Here is a 21,346-nt window from a genome sequence, read left to right as displayed (position 1 = left end):
AGAGGCTCGCAACCCCGGCTCACTCCTCGCGCTCACCGAGCCGCCTTCCGTTCGCGACTGCGAGGCTCGCAACCCCGGCTCACTCCTCGCGCTCACCGAGCCGCCTTCCGTTCGCGACTGCGAGGCTCGCAACCCCGGCTCACTCCTCGCGCTCACTGGTCTCTCCTCTCTGCGGCGGCCAGCCGCTGGCGTACCCCTCGCTGGATCTCGTCGTGGGTGCTGGCCGGCAGCTCCAGTCGGGGCAGCGTGGTCAGGGCCAGGTCGAGCAGGGCCGCCGCGGCGGCGGCCAGGGGCGGGTCGGCCAGGCCGCGCCGGGCGGCGGCCGACCAGCGGTGCGCCACCGGCGTGGCGATCCTGTACGCCTCGCGCACGGTGCCCGGATCGTCGAACAGAGCGGTCAGCACGGCCAGTGGCAGCCGCCAGTCGCGATCGGGTTGGGCGTCCAGGTAGCGCAGCTCCAGGTAGCCGCGCGGCCGCACCGGCGGAAAGAGGGTGCTGACGTGGTAGTCGAGGTCATCGGTGGTGGGCGGTTGTGGCAGCGCGCCGTCGAGCCAGTCGGCGAAGGTCACCCCGGGCGGCGCGGCCCAGTCGGCGCCGTGCCGGCGCAGACAGAGCAGCGGCGCGGCGAGAACGTAGCTGATCCAGGCGTCGGTCGGATCATCCCCGGCCTGGGCGGGCGACCAGACCGGGCGGGTCCGGGCCGGGTCGATGGCCAGCCAGGCGGCCATCCGGGCGGAGGCCCAACCGGTGCGCCGCCCGGCGTGTCGAGCGGCGGAGGCGAACGCCGCGAGCAGTGGGGGCCCGACCGCGTGGGCCGCGGCCCAGCGGTCGGCGATCTGGTCCGACTCACCGGCGTCGAGGCAGATCTGCAGGCCGGCGGTGCTGTACATCATCGTGCGGCCGGCCGGGCCGTGGCGGTCGAAGGCTCCGCGCATCGCGCGGTAGCGGGGGGTTTCCACCACCGGGCGGGGCCGTCGGTGGGGGTCGATGCCGCTGCGGCCGAGGATCAGCCCGGCGGCGGCCAGCAGGTCGGTGACCTGGGCGATGTCGGCTTCGGTGGCGCGGATCAACGCGGCGACCGAGGGGCGGGGCGGGGTGGAGATCTCCAACTGGCCACCCGGCTCCAGGGTGACCATGCCGCCGTGTCGCAGCGGCTCGGCTGGGCTGGTGGCATCCAGCGTGGCGGGGCTGTGCCGCCCCAGCGCCTCCCGCAGCCGCGTCGCGTCGACGGGGCGAACGGGATCGGCGGCGTCGTGCACGGTCCATTCCAGTTCGACGCCGGTGTGGGTGGGTGGGCCGGTCTTGAAGCAGATCCGGGCGAGGTGTCGAACTGCGGCTGCGGACTCGCGCAGGATGGCGCTGCGGTCCAGGTCGGATGACGTTACCAAGGGTCGGGCCCCCTCTCCCGTGTGCCGGGGCCGGCACACTGTGCCACCGTAAACCCGCCCACCGACACCGTCGGGGGGCGTGCACGGCGCCACCAATCTCTGTCTAACAGAGGAATTTCCGGAGCAGGGCGGAACCAAACCGCTCAACCGCGGACCGGTCAGCCGCCGGCGGGGTGGCCCGGTCGCGAGGATGACGGTGACGCCTTCGCCGATTTGGACGGCTTGCCCTTCGCCGGCTCGGAGGGCGTGACCTTCGTCGGCTCGGACGGCTTCTTCTCGGGCACCAGCCGCTGGCAGTACGCCTCGACCTCGGCGGGGCCGCCGGCGGCTGTCACCAGCTTCTGGAAGGCCGGCGTACGGAGCGCCTTCTCCCGCTGCTCGGGCTTCTTGGCCAGCCACGCGCGGCACAGGCCGTGCACCTGACCGACGGTGGCAGGGCTGGCCGGCGGCGTGGCGGTGACGGGCGGCGGCGCGCCGGGCGACGGCGCGCCCGGCGACGGGGTGCCCGGGCCCACCGACCGACCGGGCTCGGCCGACCGGGGTGTGCCGTGGTGCGGCGAGGGTGACGGACGCGACGGTGCCGGTGCGACGGGGTCCGGCGCCCGGTCCCGGGTGACCGCGGCGAAGGCGGCACCCGCGGTGGCGGTAGCTGCCACAGCGCCGATCCAGGCAACCGCGCCGGTGGTCACCCGGCGACGGCGTGGCCGCTGCGGCACGGCCGCCGCCGGGTTGGCGCGGGCGGCCCGGAACGCGGCCACCGCGGCGTCCTCGCCGGCCAACTCGCCCGGGCGGGCGGGGGCGGCGGCGGCGGCGAGCACCGCGGCCACCGGCTCGACCGGGGGCACGTTCGGAGCGCTCAGGTGCACCTCAGGTGAGGTCGCGTCCGCCTCCGTGGGCGGCGTGGCGGACTGGCCGTGGTCCAGCGTGGCGTCCACGAGGGTGTGGGCCGAGTCGAGCAGCCGCTCGGTGTCGGCGTGGTCGGCCCGGCGGAACGGGTTCATCGGGAGTCCCCTCACGTCAGCCGTCCACCGGTTCGACGTGTGATGCCCGCAGGGCGGGGCCGCTCCCCGCACGCGGCGGTGGCACCCCCTCGACCCCGACCGACTCGGTCGGGGTCTGTCGCTCCAGCAGGACCGCGAGCCGCCGTAGGCCGCGGTGAGCGGCGGTCCGCACAGCGCCGGCCCGGCGGCCCAGCACCCGGCCGGCGGATCCCGCGTCCAGCCCGATCACGGCCCGCAGCAGGACGGCTTCGGCCTCTCGGGGCGGGAGGGTGGCGATCAGCGCGAGGGCGGTCTCGGTACCGATCGTCTCGCTGGCTCGCTCGGCGGTGTCCGCGTCGCCGGCGAGCTCGACGAGCGCCTGCACCGGGACCGGGAGCGAGGGGCGGCGGCGCATCCGACGCAGGTGGTCCATCGCGCGGTTACGGGCGATGGTGACCGCCCAGGCGCGGAACTCGCCCCCGGTGAAGCCGGGCAGGTCCCGGGAGATCTGGAGCCAGGTCTCGGAGGCGACGTCCTCGGCGTCGGCCCCGACGAGCGCGGTCAGATACCGCAGCCTCCAGCCCGGGCTGGAGGCTGCGGTAGAGGAAGCGGAACGCCTCCTCGTCTCCGGCCTGCGCGGCGCTCACCACCTTCGACAGGTCGGCGGTCATGCGCGGCCCACGCGTCGTTCGGGGCGTGTCGGCCCGACCAACCGGGCTGGCGCACGCCACGCGGCACGAGTCGTCCGCCCGATCAGCACCCGCACCGCACCGCCCTCCACCGCTTGAGATTGTGCCCGCGACCATGATTGTCGGGGCGGCGGGTCCGGGGCCAACGCCGGGGTGGTCGATCGGCGCGGTGCCCGCCGAGGTAGTCGAAGGGCGCGAGCCGCCCTAACGCTAGGAGGGGGCTCACGATGCGACAAGTCGGCGTCGTGTCACGGAAGAGTGACAATTATCAACCCGGCCCGGCGGCGCGTCGTGGTAACAGCCAGTGCGCGGCATACGCCAACCACGTCTGAAGGCGGTTTCTTGCCACCATCGGCGACCCGTACGACGGAAATATTCGCTTTTTGTGACACCATACATTCGCAGCGTCACAGAGGTTGAGCGTCCACACAGGTCAGGCCGGATCAGCCAGTCTTTACGGGCCGCCCGGCGGCCCTGCCAGGGCGCGCCGCCCCTCGCCAGCCTAGGTACGGTAATGCCGTGTTGTCATCGGAGGTCGTACTCAGCGGTCGCTACCGCCTGGACGAACGTGTCGCCACGGGCGGCATGGGCGACGTTTGGCGTGCCTCCGACCTGATCCTCGGCCGGCAGGTCGCGGTCAAGGTTCTGCTGCCGGCGCTGGTCTCCGATCCCGATTTCATCGCCCGGTTCCGCGCCGAGGCTCGGATCATGGCGGCGCTGCGGCATCCCGGCATCGTGCAGGTCTTCGACTGCGGCGCGGACGACCTCCCCACCGGCGGGCGGGCGGACTACCTCGTCATGGAGTTCGTCGCCGGCGAGCCGTTGTCCAAGCGGATCGAGGCGGCCGGGCGGCTCGACGTGGCCGAGACGATGTCGATCGTGGCCCAGGCGGCCGCGGCGCTCAACGCGGCCCATCGCGGCGGCATCGTGCACCGCGACGTGAAGCCCAGCAACCTGCTGGTGCAGGAGGACGGCACTGTCGTCCTGGTGGACTTCGGCGTGGCCCGCTCCACGGACATCACCAGCATCACCAGCACCAACGCGGTGCCGGGCACCGCCCTCTACATGGCTCCCGAGCAGGCCGCCGGTCGCCCGGTCAGCGGTGCCACCGACATCTACGCGCTGGGCGCTGTCACCTACTGCTGCCTCACCGGCAGTCCGCCGTTCACCGGCGACAATCCCCTCCAGGTCGCCGTGCGGCACCTGGACGACGAGCCGCCGGAGCTGTCGCACGACATTCCGGAGGCGGTCCGCGCCCTGGTGTCGCGGGCCCTGGCCAAGGATCCGCTGGAGCGGTTCACCAGCGGAGCGGCGATGGCCGAGGCCGCTCGGACGGCGGTCACGGGCGGAGAGCCGCCGACGGCGATGGCCGGGCCGGTAGCGCTGCGTGACGCCGGGCCGGGCACCCGCACGGACGTGCCGGCCGGCGCCGCGGTGGCGAACAGGCGTCAGCGACGGCGGGGTCCGCTGGTCGGCGCGGCGGCGGCCATGCTGGTCGCGCTGGTCGGGCTCGGCGCGGCACTGGCCGCGACGCGCCACGCCAGCGAGGATCCGGCGGTCAATCTGCCGACCACCTCGCCGACGGTCGCGCCGAGCGGCCCCGTCAACCCGCCCGCGGCGAACGACCAGATCACCAGCGTCGAGCCGGGCCGGCCGAACCGGCCGAACGCCCCCGGCAACTCCCCGTCGGCCTCGGTCTCCGCCACGCCGAGCCTGGAACCCAGCCAGACGGTCGGCCCGCCGACACCAACCGTGGACGTCACCACGGCCCCGCCGACCAGCGCGGCGCCCACGACGGGTGCGCCGCCGACGACCGGCCCGCCGCCGTCTGATCCACCTCCCACCTCCACCGCGCCGGTCGATCCGGAGGTGCCGGCGGGCGGTTGAGCCGACCGCTGTCGCCGACCTCCGGCAGTCCCACCAGCACCGATATCCCCAAAACGGACTTACAGCGCCGAAGACGCCTCTAGGCTCTCAGCAGGCCATTTCCACCATCTGCTGCGGGAGCCTGGGTGAGCGCTGAAAAGCTGGTCGTGATAGGTCAGGGGTACGTCGGACTGCCGCTGGCCATGCGGGCCGTCGAGGCGGGGCTTGACGTGGTCGGTCTCGACGTCGACGCCGACCGGGTGAAGCGTCTCGCCTCCGGCGAGTCGTTCGTCGAGGACATCCCGGCCGACCGGCTCGGCCGAGCGTTGGGCAGCGGCCGCTATCACCCCAGCACGGAGTACACCGACGCTGACGGGTTCGACATCTGCGTCATCACGGTGCCGACCCCGCTGCGCGACGGGACCCCGGACCTGAGCTTCGTCGAGCAGGCCGGCATCGGTATCGGCCCGTACGTGCGTCCGGGCTGCACGGTGATCCTGGAATCGACCACGTACCCGGGAACCACCGAGGAACTGCTGCGCCCACTGTTGGAGTCGGCCAGCGGGCTGACCAGCCCCGGCGACTTCCACCTCGGCTACAGCCCGGAGCGGATCGACCCGGGCAACCCGACCTGGCGACTGGAGAACACCCCGAAGGTGGTCTCCGGTGTGGACCCGGCGTCGCTGGTCCGGGTGGACGAGTTCTACCAGCGCCTCGTGGAACGCACCGTGCCGGTGGACTCCACCCGCGTCGCCGAGCTGACCAAGCTGATCGAGAACACCTTCCGCCAGGTCAACATCGCGCTGATCAACGAGCTGACCATGCTCTCGCACCACCTCGACATCGACGTCTGGCAGGCGATCGACGCCGCCTCGACCAAGCCGTTCGGCTTCCTGCCGTTCCGGCCCGGCCCCGGCGTCGGCGGGCACTGCCTGCCGATCGACCCGTGCTACCTGTCCTGGCAGGTCAAGCGCCGTCTCGGTCGCCAGTTCCGCTTCATCGAGCTGGCCAACGACGTCAACCACGAGATGCCCGAACACGTCACGCAGCGGATCATGGGGGGCCTGAACCGGGACGGCCGGGCCGTCAGCGGCGCCCGACTGCTGCTACTCGGTCTGGCGTACAAGAAGAACACCGGCGACATGCGCGACTCCCCCGCCGTGGACGTGGCCCGCCGGTTGCAGGCCCTCGGTGCCGAGGTGCACGCCGTCGAGCCGTACGCCGAGGCGCACCAGATCCCCGCCGGGGTCACAGTGGTCGGGCTCACCGAGCGGGAGGTGCGCGCGGCCGACGCGGTGGTGGTGGTCACCGACCACGACACCTTCGACTACGACCTCGTGGTCAAGCACGCCCGCTACGTCTTCGACACCCGCAACCGGTGCGTCGGCCCGATGGTCGAGCGCCTCTAGACCCGGCACCGCTGGCCGGTCCCGCCGCCGGGGAAGATGGCGGGACCGGCCGGCGGATGTCCGTCTACCAGCAGGGAGTGACCCGGCAGGGTCACTGGTCGGCGAGCGCCTCCACGACCGGGCGGGACAGCGCCCGGCGGGCCGGCAGCACCGAGGCGAGCAGGGCGGCCAGCACCGCGACGCCGAGGATCAGCCCGAGCTGACCGAGTGGCAGCACCACGTGGAAGTCACCGCCGAGGCGGTCCAGCAGGGCCATCGTGGACGCGCTGACTCCGGTGCCGAGCCCGACCCCGAGCACCGCGCCGACCAGCGCCATCAGCACCGCCTCGACGGCGAGCACCGCCCGCATCCGCCCTCGGGTGAGCCCGACCGCCCGCAGCACCGCGTTCTCCCTGGTCCTTTCGACCACCGACAGGCTCAGGGTGTTCGCCACGCCGACCAGGGCGATCACCACGGCCAGGCCGAGCAGCGCGGTGACGAAGGCGAGCAGCATGTCCACAGTGCCGGTGAGCATCTTCTTGTACGCGCCCTGGTCCATCAGGTTCACCGTCGGGTAGCGGCCCAGCACCGTGGTGATCGCGTCGCGGGCGCGCTCGGGGCCCACCCCGGCGGCGGGGTCGATCTCGGCCAGGTAGCCGCGGCGGGCGGGAAAGAGCGCGGCGAAGTCCTGGTCGGACAGGTCGATGACGTGGCCCGCGGGCACGTCGCGGCCGGGGGTGTCGTCGGTGACCACTGCGGCCACCCGGAACGACCTGCCCCCGACGGTGACCGGGGAGCCGACCTGCCAGCCGCGGGCCCGTGCCAACTCGCTGTGAACCAGCACCTGCCCCGGCCCGACCCGCTCGGCGTCGCCGGCCAGCACCCCGCTCAGCGTCCGGCCGACCAGCGCCGGGTGGGCCGCGCGGATCTCGACGTCGTCGACGACAGTGCTGCGCTGCTCGTGCACCACACCCAGCTCGGGGCGGGAGGCGAGTTCACCGACGAGCGCAGCCGGCAGATCCTGACCGATCCCGCTGACCACGAAGTCCGTTCCGATCTGGGCGTCCACGCTGCGCTCGATGCCGTCCTTGGTGCTGCGTGCGCCGACCATGAACGCCGAAACCAGTCCGATACCGATCACCAGCGCGGTGGCCGTCGCGGCGACCCGCCGTGGGTTGCGCACCGTGTTGCTGACCGCCAGCTCACCGATGGTGCCGAGCACGCGGCGTACCGGCCAGCCGAACACCCGGGCCAGCGCCGGGACGAGCACCGGCCCGAACAGCACGATCCCGAAGAAGGTGAGCACCCCACCGACCGCCACCAGCAGCAGCTGACCGGCGCTGGCGGCACCGGCCAGCGCGGCCACACCGACAGCGAGGACCACCGCGCCGACGCTCATCCGGACCCGACCAGCACCCCGGCTGGGCTGCACCGCGGCGTCGGTGAGCGCGGCCACCGGGGCGATCCGCGTCCCCCGCCAGGCCGGCAGCAGGGCGGCGCACACGGTGAGCCCGGTGCCCAGCAGCAGGCCGGTGAGCACTGTCGAACCGGTAACTGTCAGCCCACCGGTGACCGGCACGTCCAGTCGGGACAGCAGCAGCCGCAACCCTGCGGCGAGGGCCACCCCGAGCAGCACCCCGAGCGCCGAGGCGACCAGCCCCAGCACGGCCGACACCAGCAGTGTGGACCGGAAGACCTGCCCCCGGGTGGCGCCGATCAGGCGCAGCAGCGCGGTCCGTCGGGTGCGCTGGGCCAGCACGATCGCGAAGGTGTTGGCGATCACGAAGCCGGCCACCACAATCGCGACCCCCACGAAGATCAACAACAGCATGCGGAACTGGTCCACGTTGCGGACCGCGTCCTCCACGGCCTCGTCGAGGATCTGCTGGCGACTCTTCACTGGGGCCTCGGCGCCGGACACGGCGCGTACCCGCTCGGTCAGCGCCGCGACGTCGACGCCCGGTCGGGCCGCCACCATGATCCGGCCGTAGCCCCGCTCGTCGGTGAGGGCCAGGGCGTCCGGCCCGACCAGGCCGACGAACGGACCGCCGACGTCGCGGGCGGTGCCGGCCACGTCGACGGTGCCGACCAGTGTGTACGGGCGGGCCGCCCCGCCGGTGGCGCCGATCCGGACGGCCGTGCCGAGCCCAAAGCCCTGCTCGGCCGCCGTCGGCGCGTCGAGCACCACCTCTCCGGCCCGGTCGGGCAACCGGCCGGCCACCACGTCGTACGAGCGCAGCGCGTCCTCGGTGGGGATGGCGACGAGCATGGTGAAGCCGAGGACCGGACGACCGTCGGCGCCGACGATCCCTGCGGTGTTGGTCAGCTCACCGGAGGCGGCGGCCACCCCGTCGACCGCCCGCACCCGGTCGACCAGTGCCGGGGGCAACACCTCTCGGCCGGCCGAGTAGACCCCCAGGTCGGTGTGGCGGTCAAACGTGCCGGCCCGCTCGTACGCCCCGGAACGCATCCCGTCGACGAAGATCATCGTGCCGGCGACGAACGCGACGCCGAGCACGACGGCGAGCGCCGAGAGCAGCATGCGCAGCGCCTCGGCGCGCAGCGAACGCAGGGTCAGGCGGATCATGCGGGGCTCCCGGTGCAGGTGGCGGATCGGACCCCTCCGACGCTATGGCCGGCACCGGTCTGTCGATCTCCACCTGCGCGCTCGACCTGCGTGCGCCCCGGGACGCGGTACGCCCGCCGGCCGCTACGACCCAGGTCGTACGCGGTGTCATCCGCCGGGCGTGACCAGCCCGCTCTCGTACGCCAGGACCACCGCCTGGACCCGGTCGCGCAGCTGGAGCTTCGCCAGGATCCGCCCGACGTGGGTCTTCACCGTCGCCTCGGCCACGTGCACCCGGGCGGCGATCTCCGCGTTGGACAGCCCCTGGGCGACCAGCAGCAGCACCTCCCGTTCCCGGTCGGTGAGCTGCGCGAGTCGAGGGTCGGCGCTCGGGGCGGCGCCGAGCTGACCGGCGAACCGGTCCAGCAGGCGCCGGGTGATCGACGGAGCCACCACCGAGTCGCCCTGGGCCACCACCCGGATCGCCGCCAGCAACTCCTCCGGCGGAACGTTCTTGAGCAGGAATCCACTCGCCCCGGCCTGGAGCGCCGCGAACGCGTCCGCCTCGGTGTCGAAGGTGGTCAGCACCAGCACCCGGGGCCCGCCCGCCGGCCGCTCGGCGCAGAGTCGACGGGTCGCCTCCACCCCGTCCATGGTGGGCATTCGAATGTCCATCACGACCACGTCGGCCTCGGTGCGGGCGAGCACCCGCAGGGCGTCCGCGCCGTCGATCGCCTCCCCGACGACCTCCAGGTCGGGCTGGGATTCCAGCACCATCCGGAAGCCGGCGCGAACCAGCGCCTGGTCGTCCACGATCACTACCCGGACCGTCATGCCGCGATCACCTCCGTTGCCGGCTCTGACGGTAGCGGCAGCCGAACCTCGACCTGCCAGCCCCCGGTCAGCTGTGGGCCGGCGGTGAGGCTGCCGTCGTACACCGTCACCCGCTCCCGCATGCCGAGCAGGCCGTGACCGCCGGACGGCGCCGGGCTGACCAGCGGGCGGCCGCGACCGTCGTCGACCACCCGGACCACGACGGCCTCGGCGGTGTGCGACAGGACGACCTCGGCGCCGGCGCCGACGCCGGCGTGCTTGAGCGCGTTGGTCAGCGCCTCCTGCACCACCCGGTAGACGGTCAGCTCCAGGCCCGGCGGCAGGGCCGGTGGCACACCGGTGACGGTGCTGCGGACGTGCAGACCGGCGTCGTCGAACCGGGCCAGCAGGTCGGGCAGCTCGGCCAGCGCGAGGCGCCGGTGCTCGGGGTCGGCCGCCACCGCCAGCCCGTCGGCCCCGTCCGAGCCGGCCGGGCCGGCGTCGCGCAGTACGCCGACCAGGCGGCGCATCTCCTCCAGCGCCTGCCGGCCGGTGTCCGCGACCACCTTCACGGCGGTGCGCGCCTGGGCGGGGTCACGGTCGAGCATGAACCGGGCCCCGTCCGCCTGGACGATCATCACGGCCATGCTGTGGGCGACGACGTCGTGCAGCTCGCGGGCGATCCGGGTGCGCTCCTCGGCGACCGCCGCCCGGGACTCGGCCTCCCGCTCGCGTTCCAGGGTGGTGGCCCGCTCCTCCAGGCTGAGCACGTAGAGCCGGCGGGTCCGCACGTTCAGCGCGACCAACCACACCGCGCCGGTGACCAGCGCGTACCACAGCGCGGTCACCCACCACTGGATGACGTTGGGGGTCTGCGCGGCGGCCAGCAGCACGCCGACGGCCGCGACCGCGCCGGCCAGTACGCCGTCGCGCAACCGCCGGCCGTACTTCACCACGCTGTAGAGCGCGATCAGGACGGCCACGTCGTAGATGAGCGGGCCCCAGCGGGCGATCACCTGGATCAGGGCGAGCGCCGCGACGGCCACCGTCACCGCGCTCGGGTGGGTACGGCGGAACAACAACGCCACCGCCATCCCCACGCCGACCGCAGTGGCCGCCCAACCGCCCGGCTGGTTCACCGCGGCGGCCAGGGAGACGAGGACCACCAGCGCGGCGACGGCAACGTCGAAGGCGACGCCGCGCAGCGGGCGACCGAACACTGTGCGTCTCACGGTCACCCAGCGTACGTGCCGGGACGCTCGGCCCTCGCGCCCCGCGCCCGGGGTCAGCCGCCGAGGACCTGGCGCATGCGGTCGATCTCGACGGTCTGCTCGGTGGCGACGGAGTTGGCGAACTCGTTGAGCGTCAGGTCGGAGCCGACAGTGAGCAGGTTGGTGGCCATCTCGATGGCGCCCTGGTGGTGCTCGGTCATCATGCGGACGAAAAGCCTGTCGAAGTCCGCGCCACGGGTCGCGGCGAGTTGCCGCATCGCCTCCGGCGTCTGCATGCCGCGCATGGTGCCGTGGTCGTGCCCCTGCACCTCCGCCGGGAGGCCACGGGTCTGCAGCCAGCCGCGCATCATGCCCATCTCCGGCCCCTGGCTGGCCCGGATGCGCTCGGCGATGGCTCGGACGTCGGGGTCGGCGGCCCGGTCGGGGGCGAGCTCCGCCATCGCCAGGGCCTGCGCGTGGTGCGGGATCATCATCCGGACGAACCAGACGTCCAGCGAGTTGTGCGGGGCGGGACCGGCGTCGCGGACCTCGTGCGCCGGGCGGGTGGCCGCCGTCTCGCCCGGACGGCCGGGCGCGATGACGGTCAGGTCGGTGGGGACGGGGCTGGCAGTCGGCGACGCGGCGGAGGTGGCGGGCGCGGAGACCGGCTGCGGTGCGCTCGTACCGGTGTCGCCGTCGAGGCGGATCACCATGAACACCACCAGCGGCAACACGAGAGCCAGTGTGACGACCGTCAGGATGCGTGCGCGCCGGTTGGTCATGGGCCACTCCCTGCAGTCGAGGTCACCGCGATGTTATCCATTGAAGAACCCGCATTCATGTGATCCAGCTCACATCGACGTTCTTCGTCGGACGGTAACGTGTCAACCATCGTCTCCCCCTTGCGAAGGGCCCCGCCGATGATCAGATTCCACAAGCCACGGTTACGACAACTGCGTGTCGTGGCGCTCGCCACGACCGGCCTCCTCGTCGCCAGCGCCCTCGTCGCCCCGGCGAGCAACGCCCAGACGGTGCCGCAGGCGGCCCCGGCCCCCGCGCTCACCAACACGATCCCCGGCGTCGACCAGATCGTGAGCAGCCCCAACCTGCGCCAGATCGCCAACGTGCCCAAGGTCGCCCCACTGGACGCGACGAACAGCGACATCGCCTTCCAGGGCAAGTACGCGTTCGCCGGCAACTACAACGGCTTCGTCATCTACGACATCTCGCGGCCGAGCGCCCCGACGGTCAAGGCCCGGGTGCTCTGCCCGGGGTCGCAGAACGACATCTCCGTCCACGGTGACCTACTCTTTCTCTCCACCGACTCGTCGCGCAGCGACGACTCCTGCAACAGCACCACGCAGGGAGCGGACGTGAAGGGCTCGTGGGAGGGCATCAAGGTCTTCGACATCAAGGACAAGGCCAACCCGCGCTACATCAAGTCCGTCGAGACGGCCTGCGGCTCCCACACCCACACCCTGGTGCCGGGCAAGGACCGCAAGGCCATCTACCTGTACGTCTCGTCGTACAGCCCGCGGGCCGAATTCCCGGACTGCCAGCCGCCGCACGACTCCATCTCCATCATCAAGGTGCCGGTGAAGAAGCCGACCGACGCGGCAGTGGTCGCGACGCCGAACCTCTTCCCGGACGGCGGCTTCCCCGGCAGCCAGACCGGCTCGGCGACCACCGGTTGCCACGACATCACCGCCTACCCGTCGAAGGACCTGGCCGCCGGCGCCTGCATGGGTGACGGCATCCTGCTCGACATCAAGAACCGCGAGGCCCCCCGGGTCATCAACCGGGTCCGGGACGAGGTCAACTTCGCGTTCTGGCACTCGGCCACCTTCAACAACGCCGGCACCAAGGTGATCTTCACCGACGAGCTGGGTGGTGGCGGGGCGGCGACCTGCAACGAGACCGTCGGCCCGAACCGCGGCGCGGACGCCATCTACGACATCGCCGGCCGCGGCAACGCCCGGACGATGAGCTTCCGCAGCTACTACAAGATCCCCCGGGCGAACGCCGACACCGAGAACTGCGTGGCGCACAACGGCTCGCTGATCCCGGTGCTCGGCAAGGACATCATGGTCCAGGCGTGGTACCAGGGTGGCATCTCGGTGTTCGACTTCACCGACTCGGCCAACCCGAAGGAGATCGCCTTCTGGGAGCGCGGCCCGCTCTCGGCCGACACGTTCGTCGGCGGCGGCACCTGGTCCGCGTACTACTACAACGGCCACATCTACTCGAACGACATGGTGAAGGGCCTGGACGTCCTGGAGCTGAACGACTGGCGTACCTGGACGGCCAAGCTGACCCGCTACCAGGAGCTCAACGTGCAGACCCAGCCCAGCTACCTGAGCTGGTAGGCACCCTGCGCCACACCGGGCCCGGTCCCCGATCGTCGGGGGCCGGGCCCGGCCACGTCCGGGAGAGCCGACCCGTCAGCTCATCGGCAGTCGGTAGCGCCGCTCGCCCGCACCGGTCACGGTGACCAGCCGGACCTCGCCGCTGCGCAGGCCGTACGTAACGGACCAGCGGGTGTGCCCCTGACGGACGGCAGCGAGCAGCCGGTGCGCCGCGGCGACGTCCAGCACCCCGCCGGCGTCGGTCAGCGCGGCGGCGATCTGCCCGTACCGGCGGTCCGCACGCCGCCGCTGCTCGGGCACCCCGACGACCGGCACGTTCGTCAGCGCCTGCCAGCCGCCCGCGCCCCGTTCCACCCGCAGCTCACCATCGACGAACTCGATCACCGCTGACGCTCCGGTCGCGTCGGCCAGCAGGTAGTGCAGTGGCGGCCCGCCGTCGAAGTCGAGGTTGTGCCCGGTGAAGACGGCGATCGCCTCGTCGACGGTGGCGGCCCGGTCCAGCACTAGCCGCAGGATCCGGACCGAGCCGACGGTGGGCTTGCCCGGCACGGGGCGAGCCGTGGCCGCGTCGTCGGCGGCCAGCCCCACCGCGAGGCCCCGCTCGTTCATCCCGTCGAAGGGCAACAGCGGCGCGTTGAGCAGCCGACGGTCACCGGCCGGATCCGCACCGACCCCGAGGTAGGAAATGTCGACAAGCGAGAGGGACGCGTACCCGTCCGGCGGGTCGGTCCGCAGCACCAGCGCCGGGTTGGCGTCCCAGTCGAAGTTGCGGGCGAACACCGGCCGGTCGGGGTCGCCCGCGGCGACGAACAGCGAGCACCCGAACGGGCTGGGTGGCGGCGCGTCGGTGCCCACCGTCGGGTCGTACGCCCCGACGTAGGTCATCTCGTACAGCGGCAGGTCGTCCACCCGCCGCAGGCTGGCCATGGTCCGCTCGACCTGCTCCGGGTCCTGGCGGGAGGCGGCCGGGGTGGCCGGCCGCGGGCCGACGCGCGACGGCTCCGGCGGCTCCGACGGGGCACAGGAGGTCAGGGCAAGCAGGAGGGCCGTCGCGGCGGCCGGCAGGGTCTTGCGCATATCAATAGGACGCGATGGGGCCGATCGATGGTTGCTCGCCTGCGCCGCCCGGTGCGGCTGGTGGCGTCACCTGCGTTCTCGGGCGGGCACGGTGGGGCCCGTCACCAGGACGGGGGTTGCGAACCGGCTGGCCAGACGCTGTGCCAACGTGAACAGATGTGACAGTTGCCGCCCCGCCCGAACCGACCACGCGCTGGCGACCCCACCCGCTGGACCTGGTGGCGGCCGTCCTCGCCGTGGTCGGGGCGGCCTGCGCGCTGAGCGGGCTGCTCCCCCGCGCGGAGACCACCGCCACCCTGCACCGGATCCTGCCGCTGCTGCTGTTCCTCGGCACCGTCATCGTGCTCGCCGAGCTGACCGCCGTGGCCGGTGTCTTCGACGTGCTGGCCAGCCGACTGGCCATCGCCTCCCGGGGCAGTTGGGCGGTGCTGTTCCTGCTCTGCGGTGCTCTCGCCACGCTGACCACCCTCGTGCTCAACCTCGACACCACAGCCGTGCTGCTCACCCCGGTGCTGCTCGCGCTGGCCCGGAACCTGCGGATCCCCGCCGCCCCGCTCGCCGTCACCACTGTCTGGCTGGCGAACACCGCGAGCCTGCTGCTGCCGGTGTCCAACCTGACCAACCTGCTCGCCGCCGACCGGGTCGGGCTGGCACCCCTGGCGTACGCGGCTCGGATGGCGTTGCCGCAGCTCGCCGCCGTGGCGGTCACGATGGCAGTGCTCTGGTTCGGGTGGTGGCGGAGGGACCGGCCCCTCGGTGGGCGTTTCGTCCCGCCGACCCGGCACGTGCCGGCCGACCCGGTGCTGCACCGTACGGCGCTCGCGGGTTGCCTGATCTTCGTCGCCGGCATCCTCGCCGGCGTGGAGATCGAGATCGCCTCCACCGTCGGGCTCGCGCTGGTACTGGTCGGGTTCGTGGTCCGCTCCCCCGCCACGCTGCGCCCGGGGCTGGTCCCGGTGCGGCTGCTGTTCTTCGTCACCGGCCTGTTCCTGGTGGTGCAGACCCTCGGCCGGCACGGGCTGGACGACCTGGTCGCCGACCTGGTCGGCACCGACGGTGGCGCGCTGGGCGCCCTGCGCGCCGGTGGCACCGGAGCACTGCTCGCCAACGCTGTGAACAACCTGCCCGCCTACCTGGCCGGTGAGTCGGTGCTGCCGACCGGTGACCACACCCGCCTGCTGGCCCTGCTGATCGGCACCAACGTCGGCCCGCTGGCCGCCCCCTGGGCGTCACTGGCCACCCTGCTGTGGTTCGAGCGCTGCCGGGCGGCCGGGGTGGCGGTGCCGCTGACCCGGTTCGTGCTGACCAGCACCCTGCTCGCGGTCACCGCCACGCTCGCCGCGGTCGGTGCGCTGCTGCTGGTGAGCTGACCGCCCCCGTCAGTGGCGGGCCGGGCGTGGGCCGACCAGCCGGCGGACCATCGGAGCGGCGTTCCACTTGGCCGCGCCGACGAGGTCGCGGGCGTGCTCCAGGACCGTGTAGTCGGGTCGGCTCAGCCCGTCGGCGATGGCCCGGTCCAGGTCGTTGCCGCAGCGGCTGAGCACGGTGTCGAAGTCCCGACGGACCGGCTCCTGCAGGTCGTAGCCGAACGAGCGGTGCACCCGGGCGAAGAGCGGCTTGTAGAGCCGGACCCGCTCGTGCAACCCCGTCGAGTACGACATCGGGTTCTTCGGACGGCGGAGGATGTAGTCGGGCAGCACGTCGGCGAACGCCCGCCGGACGATCCACTTCTCCTGCCCGTGGCGCAGCTTCAGATCCACCGGCAACCGCATCGCCAGCTCCACCACGCTGAGGTCGAGGAACGGCACCCGGGCCTCCACGCCGTGAGCCATGGCGGCCCGGTCGACCCGCTGCAACTCGGTACGGCACAGGTTGCGGATCCGGTGCAGGAACAGTCGGCGGGCCGCCGCCGGGGCGACCTGGTGGTACATCGGGTACCCGCCGAACAGCTCGTCGGACCCGTCGCCGGTCAGCACCACCTTGATGCCCAGGTCGCGGAGCCGCCGGAAGATCGGCACCGAGACGACCGCGTTGATGATGTCGCCGTACTCGGTCAGCTCGGAGATCCGAATGGCCTCCCGGACGTCGGCGAGCCGGATGTCGCGCGGTCGCAGCTCGACCACCACGTGCGGCACGTCGAGGTCGGCGGCGAGCCGCCGCGCGTACGCCACGTCGGGGCTGTCCGCCACGCCGACGGTCACCGCGACGCAGTCCGGGTGGATGTCCCGCACCTGCCGCAGGGTCAACGAGCTGTCCAGCCCACCGGAGAGCACCACCCCGACGGTCAGGTCGGTCTCCACCCGCATCCGGATCGCGTCGCTGAGCGCGGCGCGGACCAGCAGCGCGGCCTCGTCCGGGTCGTCGATGACCGGCAGGCCGTCGCCGATGGTGAGCAGGTCGACGTACGGGCCCAGTCGCACGTGCCCGTCCGCCTCCGCCCAGCCGTGGTGCCCGGGCGGCACCTCGGCGATCGGGGCGCCGTGCCCGACGAGCGCCTTGACCTCGGAGGCGAGGTGCAGGCAGCCGGGCCGACGGGACCAGTACAGCGGCTTGACGCCGAGCGGGTCGCGGGCCAGATATGCCCGGCCGGTGGCCCGTTCGACGACCACGAAGGCGTACTCACCGCGCAGCCGGGTCACTGCCGCCTCGCCCCACTGCTGGAACGCGGCGAGCAGCACCTCGGTGTCGCTCTCGGTGCGGAAGGCCTGTCCCAGGCGGGTCAGCTGTGCCCGCAACTCCCGGTAGTTGAAGATCTCGCCGTTGAAGCAGAGCAGCCAACGCTCGTCGGTCGACGTCCACGGTTGCACCGCCCGGTCCCGGTCGACGACCCGCAGCCGACGGGTGCCGGCGAGCAGCCCGCTCTCGGAGCGGGTCTCGGTGACCTCGCCGCGTGGGGCCAGGGCGGCGAGCATCCGCCGGAACGTCGCCGGGTCGGCCTCGGGGCCGATGCTCAACGCGATGCCGCACACCGGCTCAGACCCCCATCTCGGCCTCGTACGCCCGGCGTAGGCGACGCCGGGCGGTGGGCGCGAGACACAGGTGCCAGGCCTGCCCCTCGTCGATCACGTTCAGCTCACCGGCCTCCTGCCGGCTCAGCAGCAGCTCAGCCAGGGCGTCCCGGGCGCCGAAACGCTCGAACCAGGCCAGCTCGACGTCGGCCGAGTAGCCGAGGCAGTGCCCGCTGGGCAGCATCGCCGCGTAGCCCAGGCGGCGCAGCCGGTACTGGTGCTCGGCGCTGCGGACCAGGCTGGTCACCCAGAGCGGCGGGGTGGCCGGGGGCGCGATGGCGGTGAACTCCCGTCCGATGTCGTTGAGCAGGGCCACCACCTCGCGTCGGGCGCGGCGGAACAGCAACCCCGCGGTGCGCGGGGTGGCGTCGGGTCGCAGCCGGCGACGCAGCCCGCGGGCGGCCCGGCCCAGCATGGAGGCGGGCTGCTCCTGGTAGCGGAAGCGCAGCAGGTCGCGGCGGCGCAGCCACTCCAGGTCGACCAGATCGGCGCTGCCGTTGACCTGGTCGTCGGTGACGAAGGTCGGCGCGTCCTGCCACCACAGCACGTCGATGCGGGAGAGCAGGTAGATCCGGACCAGTGCGCTGAGGTCAGCCGCCGAGGTGCGGGCGTTCGGTTGGTAGCGGGCCATCTCCAGCAGCAGCGTCTCGCGCGCGCCGATCAGCCCCTGCGGGGTGGCGTCGAGGACGGCGGCGAGCGCAGGCTCCCGCAGCCGCTCGTCGATGAGCACCTGCCGGGCCCGGGTGCTCGCCGCGTCGGCCAGAGCGCCGACCTCGACCAGCAGTTCGGCGACGGCGGCCCGGTAGGCGGGCAGGTCGGGGGCGGGGGCGGGGACGCGGCGGGGGGTCGCGCCGGAGGGTCGACGGCGCGCCGGAGCGGTGGGCGACGGAGGCGAACCGGGCTGCTGTCCCGGGCTACGGCTGGGCACTCGCATGACGGGTCCCTCTCTCCGGTCACGGCACTGGGTGGTTCGCCCTGAAACACACCGTAATCATCGGGACCGGAACGGACCGAACATTCCTCCTATCTCCCCCCGAACGGAGCGTGGACGACGCACCCGCCCGGGAGGTTCCCCTTGGTTGTGGGGGCTTTGGAGCTGATGTCGCCAACGAACCACCGCCGCCGGCCCCCTTTCCCGGGGCGGCCCGCCTGGGGAGACCACACCCGAGCGCGAGCCCGGATCCCGGAGCGAGCGGGCCCGTGATGTCACAAACGATTCAGCTCCAAAGGCACCGACCAACACACCACCCACCACCCACCGGGCCGTCCCGCGCGAGCCCGAGCACGGCCCCGCCGACGGGCCGCAGAGCATGAGCCCAGCCCAGCCCGCCACTCACCGCCGAGCGCCCGGCCCACGACCGTCAGTCGCCGTCCGCCGGCACCAGGGCCTGCACCTCGGCGTACGACGGCAGCCCTCGCGGCGCGGTGAGCCCGCCGTCGCGCACCCCGTCGGCGGCGGCGACCACGGCGGCCAGCGCGGCCCGGAACAGCAGCGAGCCGGTGCTGACCCGGGCGACACCGGCCCTGCCCAACTCGGTCAGCCCCGGCCCACCCGGCTGGTACAGCGCGTTCACCGGAGCGTCGATCTGCTCGGTGAGGACGCGCAGGGTGGCCAGGTCGACAGTCCCGGGCACGAAGATCCCGTCGGCACCGGCCACCCGGTAGGCACGAGCGCGAGCGAGGGTCTGCGGCAGTGGGTCGTCCACCCCGAGCCACCAGGTGTCGGTGCGGGCGTTGACGAACAGCTCCGGCACCGCCGCCTTCACCGCCGCGACCTTGGCAGCGGCGACCTCGGTGTCGGCGAGGGTGCCGTCGGCGCGCCCGTCCTCCAGGTTGATGCCTACCACGCCGAGTCCGGCCAACTCCGCCACGTACTCGGCGACCTCCGCCGGGTCGTCGCTGAACCCGGCCTCCACGTCCACGGTGAGCAGCACCGGCAGCCGGGCCAGCCGGCGGGCCAGGGCGAGAGTCTCCGTCGCGGTGGCCGCAGCGCCGTCGGGAAGGCCGGCGGTCGCGGCGACCCCGAGGCTGGTGGTGCCGATGGCCGGATGTCCACGCGCGGCGAGCGCCGCCGCCGAGGCGTGGTCCCACGCGTTGGGCAACAGCAGGGGACGCCCGGCGCGGTGCAGGGCGTGGAACGCGGCACGACGGTCGATCATCGGACGCTCAAGCGTTCCCGCAGCACGTCGAGGACCCCGGTGGCCAGCGCCAGGGCGTGCCGGTCGCCGGGGCAACCCCGCTCCCCCGTCCCGAAGGTCAGCAGCTCGGCTCCGGGCCGACCGGGCTGGAACGCCGCGGGTTCGGTGAACGCCTGCGGGTCACGGTTGGCCGCGTCGAAGCGCAGCAGCACAAGGCTGCCCGCCGGCAGTTCCCGCCCGCCCAGCCGTACCCCGTCGACGGTGACCCGTCGGGTGGCCCGGACCGGCGGGTCGAGGCGCAGCACCTCGGCCAGCAGGTCGGCGGTCCGGGCCGTGGACGCCGTTCGCGGGACGGCCGGGGGCAGCAGGTGATGGGCGGCGGCACCGATCAGGCCGGCGGTCGCGTCGCACGCCTGGACCAGCAGACCGATCAGGTTCGCCAGTACCTCCGGCGGACCCTGCGGCGCTTGCGCCAGCAGCGCCGCCACCGCCCGGTCGGCCCGCGCGGTCAACGCCGGGTCCACCCCCGGGTGGTACGCCGTCGCGACGACCGCGACCGCCGTCCCGGCGGCTGCCGGATCAGCGAAACCGAGGCGATCGGCCAACACCCGCAGCGGCACCGGCCGGGCCAGTTCCCGCATCACGTCGACGCGGTCGCCGATGCGGTCGAGAACGGCCCGGGTCAGCCGCGCCGCGTCGTGGCGCAGGTCGTCCGGGTTCAGCGGGGCCAGCGCGGTCACTGCGACCGCCCGACGGTCGGCGTGCCGTCGTGGTGGGCTGAACCGGCTGACAGTGGCGCGCAGCCAGGCGAGGGTGCCGGGCGGACCGGTGTCGACGGCCGGCACCTGGAACGCCGGGTCGGTCAGCGCCGCCCGCACGTCGGCGTGCCGGGTCACCCACCACCCGCGTTCCGGTTCGAAGGAGGGTGGCCCACACGCCGGTGTTCCCGGGGCGGGCGCAATGTGTGGCCAGTTTTCAGTCACCGCCCGACCGTAGGGCGCGAATCGTTCGGCCCACACCGAAGGATCCCGGCGCGGTCACCTGGGGTCGCCCGTCAGGCGCGGCCGCTCGTGGGCGGCGGGGCTGCCGGCGGGTCGAGGGTGTGGTCGGGGATGGCCAGGGCTGCGGCCAGGCCCTGTCGGCCGGTGGGAGTGAGACGGACGGCGCGGCCGATCCCCTGGTTGATCCAGCCCAGGTCCGTGAAGCGGCGGCAGAGCGCCGCGCCGAGCGCTCCGGCCAGGTGCGGGCGGCGTTCGGTCCAGTCCAGGCAGTCGCGGACCACCGGGCGGCGGGCGGCGCGCAGCACGTCCACGGGTACGCCCAACCCGGCCGCCCAGGCCCACCCGTCGGGTGTGAGCGCCAACCCGCTGGACCGGTCGAGCCGCCGCTCGGCCAGCAGTGCGTCGTACATCAGCACGCCCAGCCGCCCGGCGAGGTGGTCGTAGCAGGTCCTGGCGTACGCCAGGGAGGCGGTGGCGGTCGTCGCGCGCAGCGACCCGGTCGGGGTGGGCGTGGCCGGGGCGTGCCCGGCCAGGTCCTCGATCAGCTGAGCCACCGACGGCCCGGCCAGCCGCAGGTAGCGGTGCCGGCCCTGCCGTTCCTCGACGAGCAGGCCACCGCGGACGAGTCGGGTGAGGTGGTCGCTGGCCGTCGACGGGGCGACACCGGCGCGCCGGGCCAGCTCACCGGCGGTCCACGCACGCCCGTCGAGCAGCGCCAGGCACATCCCGGCGCGGGTGCCGTCGGCCAGCAGGGCCGCCAGATCGGCCATCCCCCGGCCGTCGGTGCCAACGCTCATCGGCCCAGTCTAGGTACCGGTGAACAGCGACCTGGGGGCCTCCGTCACGTGGACGGCG

Annotated in this window: 16 protein-coding genes and 1 pseudogene; 4 read left to right on the top strand and 13 right to left on the bottom strand. The window is 73.3% G+C overall.

Features of this window, described 5'->3' with window-relative positions:
• Nucleotides 1-152: 152 nt before the first annotated feature.
• From egtA to ABZS40_RS17370, 3 genes and pseudogenes are all read right to left on the bottom strand, one after another.
• Nucleotides 153-1,388 carry an ergothioneine biosynthesis glutamate--cysteine ligase EgtA gene (egtA, locus tag ABZS40_RS17380; protein ID WP_354944260.1) on the bottom strand — a complete coding sequence of 412 codons (1,236 nt, stop codon included), beginning with the start codon at nucleotides 1,386-1,388 and terminating at the stop codon, nucleotides 153-155.
• 158 nt (nucleotides 1,389-1,546) lie between these two features.
• Entirely contained in the window at nucleotides 1,547-2,389 is an 843-nt protein-coding gene (locus ABZS40_RS17375; protein ID WP_354944259.1) for a hypothetical protein, read from the bottom strand.
• A 16-nt stretch (nucleotides 2,390-2,405) separates the two neighbouring features.
• Nucleotides 2,406-3,039: pseudogene (locus tag ABZS40_RS17370) on the bottom strand (RNA polymerase sigma factor).
• A gap of 537 nt (nucleotides 3,040-3,576) precedes the next feature.
• Here ABZS40_RS17370 and ABZS40_RS17365 point away from each other — a divergent pair.
• Together ABZS40_RS17365 and ABZS40_RS17360 are read left to right on the top strand one after the other, a co-directional pair.
• Nucleotides 3,577-4,944 carry a protein kinase gene (locus tag ABZS40_RS17365; protein WP_354944258.1) on the top strand — a complete coding sequence of 456 codons (1,368 nt, stop codon included), beginning with the start codon at nucleotides 3,577-3,579 and terminating at the stop codon, nucleotides 4,942-4,944.
• A gap of 125 nt (nucleotides 4,945-5,069) precedes the next feature.
• Nucleotides 5,070-6,332, top strand: coding sequence for a nucleotide sugar dehydrogenase (locus ABZS40_RS17360; RefSeq protein WP_354944257.1), 1,263 nt, complete (start codon nucleotides 5,070-5,072; stop codon nucleotides 6,330-6,332).
• A gap of 91 nt (nucleotides 6,333-6,423) precedes the next feature.
• Here ABZS40_RS17360 and ABZS40_RS17355 read toward each other — a convergent pair whose 3' ends face one another.
• The 4 genes from ABZS40_RS17355 to ABZS40_RS17340 form a co-directional block, all read right to left on the bottom strand.
• The gene (locus ABZS40_RS17355) at nucleotides 6,424-8,898 is read right to left on the bottom strand and encodes an ABC transporter permease (protein WP_354944256.1); all 2,475 of its coding nucleotides are present in this window, start codon (nucleotides 8,896-8,898) and stop codon (nucleotides 6,424-6,426) included.
• Nucleotides 8,899-9,045: 147 nt separating this feature from the next.
• Nucleotides 9,046-9,711: a response regulator transcription factor gene (locus ABZS40_RS17350; protein WP_354944255.1), complete on the bottom strand. Its 666-nt coding sequence runs from the start codon at nucleotides 9,709-9,711 to the stop codon at nucleotides 9,046-9,048.
• Nucleotides 9,708-10,928 carry a histidine kinase gene (locus ABZS40_RS17345; protein WP_354944254.1) on the bottom strand — a complete coding sequence of 407 codons (1,221 nt, stop codon included), beginning with the start codon at nucleotides 10,926-10,928 and terminating at the stop codon, nucleotides 9,708-9,710. Before ABZS40_RS17345 ends, ABZS40_RS17350 begins: the two co-directional genes overlap by 4 nt.
• 47 nt (nucleotides 10,929-10,975) lie before the next feature.
• Complete coding sequence (locus tag ABZS40_RS17340; protein ID WP_354944253.1) at nucleotides 10,976-11,683, bottom strand: DUF305 domain-containing protein; 708 nt, start codon at nucleotides 11,681-11,683, stop codon at nucleotides 10,976-10,978.
• A gap of 138 nt (nucleotides 11,684-11,821) precedes the next feature.
• Between ABZS40_RS17340 and ABZS40_RS17335 the strand changes: the two genes are divergently transcribed.
• Nucleotides 11,822-13,267, top strand: a complete 1,446-nt coding sequence (locus tag ABZS40_RS17335) for a hypothetical protein (RefSeq protein WP_354944252.1) — start codon at nucleotides 11,822-11,824, stop codon at nucleotides 13,265-13,267.
• Between the two features lie 75 nt (nucleotides 13,268-13,342).
• Here ABZS40_RS17335 and ABZS40_RS17330 read toward each other — a convergent pair whose 3' ends face one another.
• Nucleotides 13,343-14,344, bottom strand: a complete 1,002-nt coding sequence (locus ABZS40_RS17330; protein WP_354944251.1) for a linear amide C-N hydrolase — start codon at nucleotides 14,342-14,344, stop codon at nucleotides 13,343-13,345.
• A gap of 158 nt (nucleotides 14,345-14,502) precedes the next feature.
• Between ABZS40_RS17330 and ABZS40_RS17325 the strand changes: the two genes are divergently transcribed.
• A complete protein-coding gene (locus ABZS40_RS17325; protein ID WP_354944250.1) occupies nucleotides 14,503-15,714 on the top strand; it encodes an SLC13 family permease in 1,212 nt (403 codons plus the stop codon).
• A 9-nt stretch (nucleotides 15,715-15,723) separates the two neighbouring features.
• On the opposite strand, the gene ABZS40_RS17320 is transcribed toward ABZS40_RS17325, so the two are convergent.
• From ABZS40_RS17320 to ABZS40_RS17300, 5 genes are all read right to left on the bottom strand, one after another.
• Nucleotides 15,724-17,313: an asparagine synthase-related protein gene (locus ABZS40_RS17320; RefSeq protein ID WP_354944249.1), complete on the bottom strand. Its 1,590-nt coding sequence runs from the start codon at nucleotides 17,311-17,313 to the stop codon at nucleotides 15,724-15,726.
• Between the two features lie 4 nt (nucleotides 17,314-17,317).
• Nucleotides 17,318-18,286, bottom strand: coding sequence for a DUF5715 family protein (locus ABZS40_RS17315; protein ID WP_354944248.1), 969 nt, complete (start codon nucleotides 18,284-18,286; stop codon nucleotides 17,318-17,320).
• Between the two features lie 427 nt (nucleotides 18,287-18,713).
• On the bottom strand, nucleotides 18,714-19,511 hold the full coding sequence (locus tag ABZS40_RS17310) for an isocitrate lyase/phosphoenolpyruvate mutase family protein (RefSeq protein WP_354944247.1): 798 nt from the start codon (nucleotides 19,509-19,511) through the stop codon (nucleotides 18,714-18,716).
• Nucleotides 19,508-20,473, bottom strand: a complete 966-nt coding sequence (locus ABZS40_RS17305; RefSeq protein ID WP_354944246.1) for a cytochrome P450 — start codon at nucleotides 20,471-20,473, stop codon at nucleotides 19,508-19,510. The genes ABZS40_RS17310 and ABZS40_RS17305 overlap by 4 nt, the downstream gene beginning before the upstream one ends.
• Nucleotides 20,474-20,544: 71 nt before the next feature.
• Nucleotides 20,545-21,288, bottom strand: a complete 744-nt coding sequence (locus ABZS40_RS17300; protein ID WP_354944245.1) for a winged helix-turn-helix domain-containing protein — start codon at nucleotides 21,286-21,288, stop codon at nucleotides 20,545-20,547.
• Between the last annotated feature and the right edge of the window lie 58 nt (nucleotides 21,289-21,346).

Source organism: Micromonospora sp. NPDC005324, from assembly GCF_040607155.1.
GTDB lineage: Bacteria > Actinomycetota > Actinomycetes > Mycobacteriales > Micromonosporaceae > Micromonospora > Micromonospora trifolii.
The sequence above is the reverse complement of the archived record's forward strand: the minus strand, read 5'-3'. Positions and strand labels throughout refer to the sequence as shown.

Coding starts and splice junctions, on each gene's coding strand:
- ABZS40_RS17375 (WP_354944259.1), bottom strand. CDS start 2,389: ATGAACCCGTTCCGCCGGGCCGACCACGCCGACACCGAGCGGCTGCTC.
- ABZS40_RS17355 (WP_354944256.1), bottom strand. CDS start 8,898: ATGATCCGCCTGACCCTGCGTTCGCTGCGCGCCGAGGCGCTGCGCATG.
- ABZS40_RS17350 (WP_354944255.1), bottom strand. CDS start 9,711: ATGACGGTCCGGGTAGTGATCGTGGACGACCAGGCGCTGGTTCGCGCC.
- ABZS40_RS17340 (WP_354944253.1), bottom strand. CDS start 11,683: ATGACCAACCGGCGCGCACGCATCCTGACGGTCGTCACACTGGCTCTC.
- ABZS40_RS17335 (WP_354944252.1), top strand. CDS start 11,822: ATGATCAGATTCCACAAGCCACGGTTACGACAACTGCGTGTCGTGGCG.
- ABZS40_RS17330 (WP_354944251.1), bottom strand. CDS start 14,344: ATGCGCAAGACCCTGCCGGCCGCCGCGACGGCCCTCCTGCTTGCCCTG.
- ABZS40_RS17315 (WP_354944248.1), bottom strand. CDS start 18,286: ATGCGAGTGCCCAGCCGTAGCCCGGGACAGCAGCCCGGTTCGCCTCCG.
- ABZS40_RS17310 (WP_354944247.1), bottom strand. CDS start 19,511: ATGATCGACCGTCGTGCCGCGTTCCACGCCCTGCACCGCGCCGGGCGT.
- ABZS40_RS17300 (WP_354944245.1), bottom strand. CDS start 21,288: ATGAGCGTTGGCACCGACGGCCGGGGGATGGCCGATCTGGCGGCCCTG.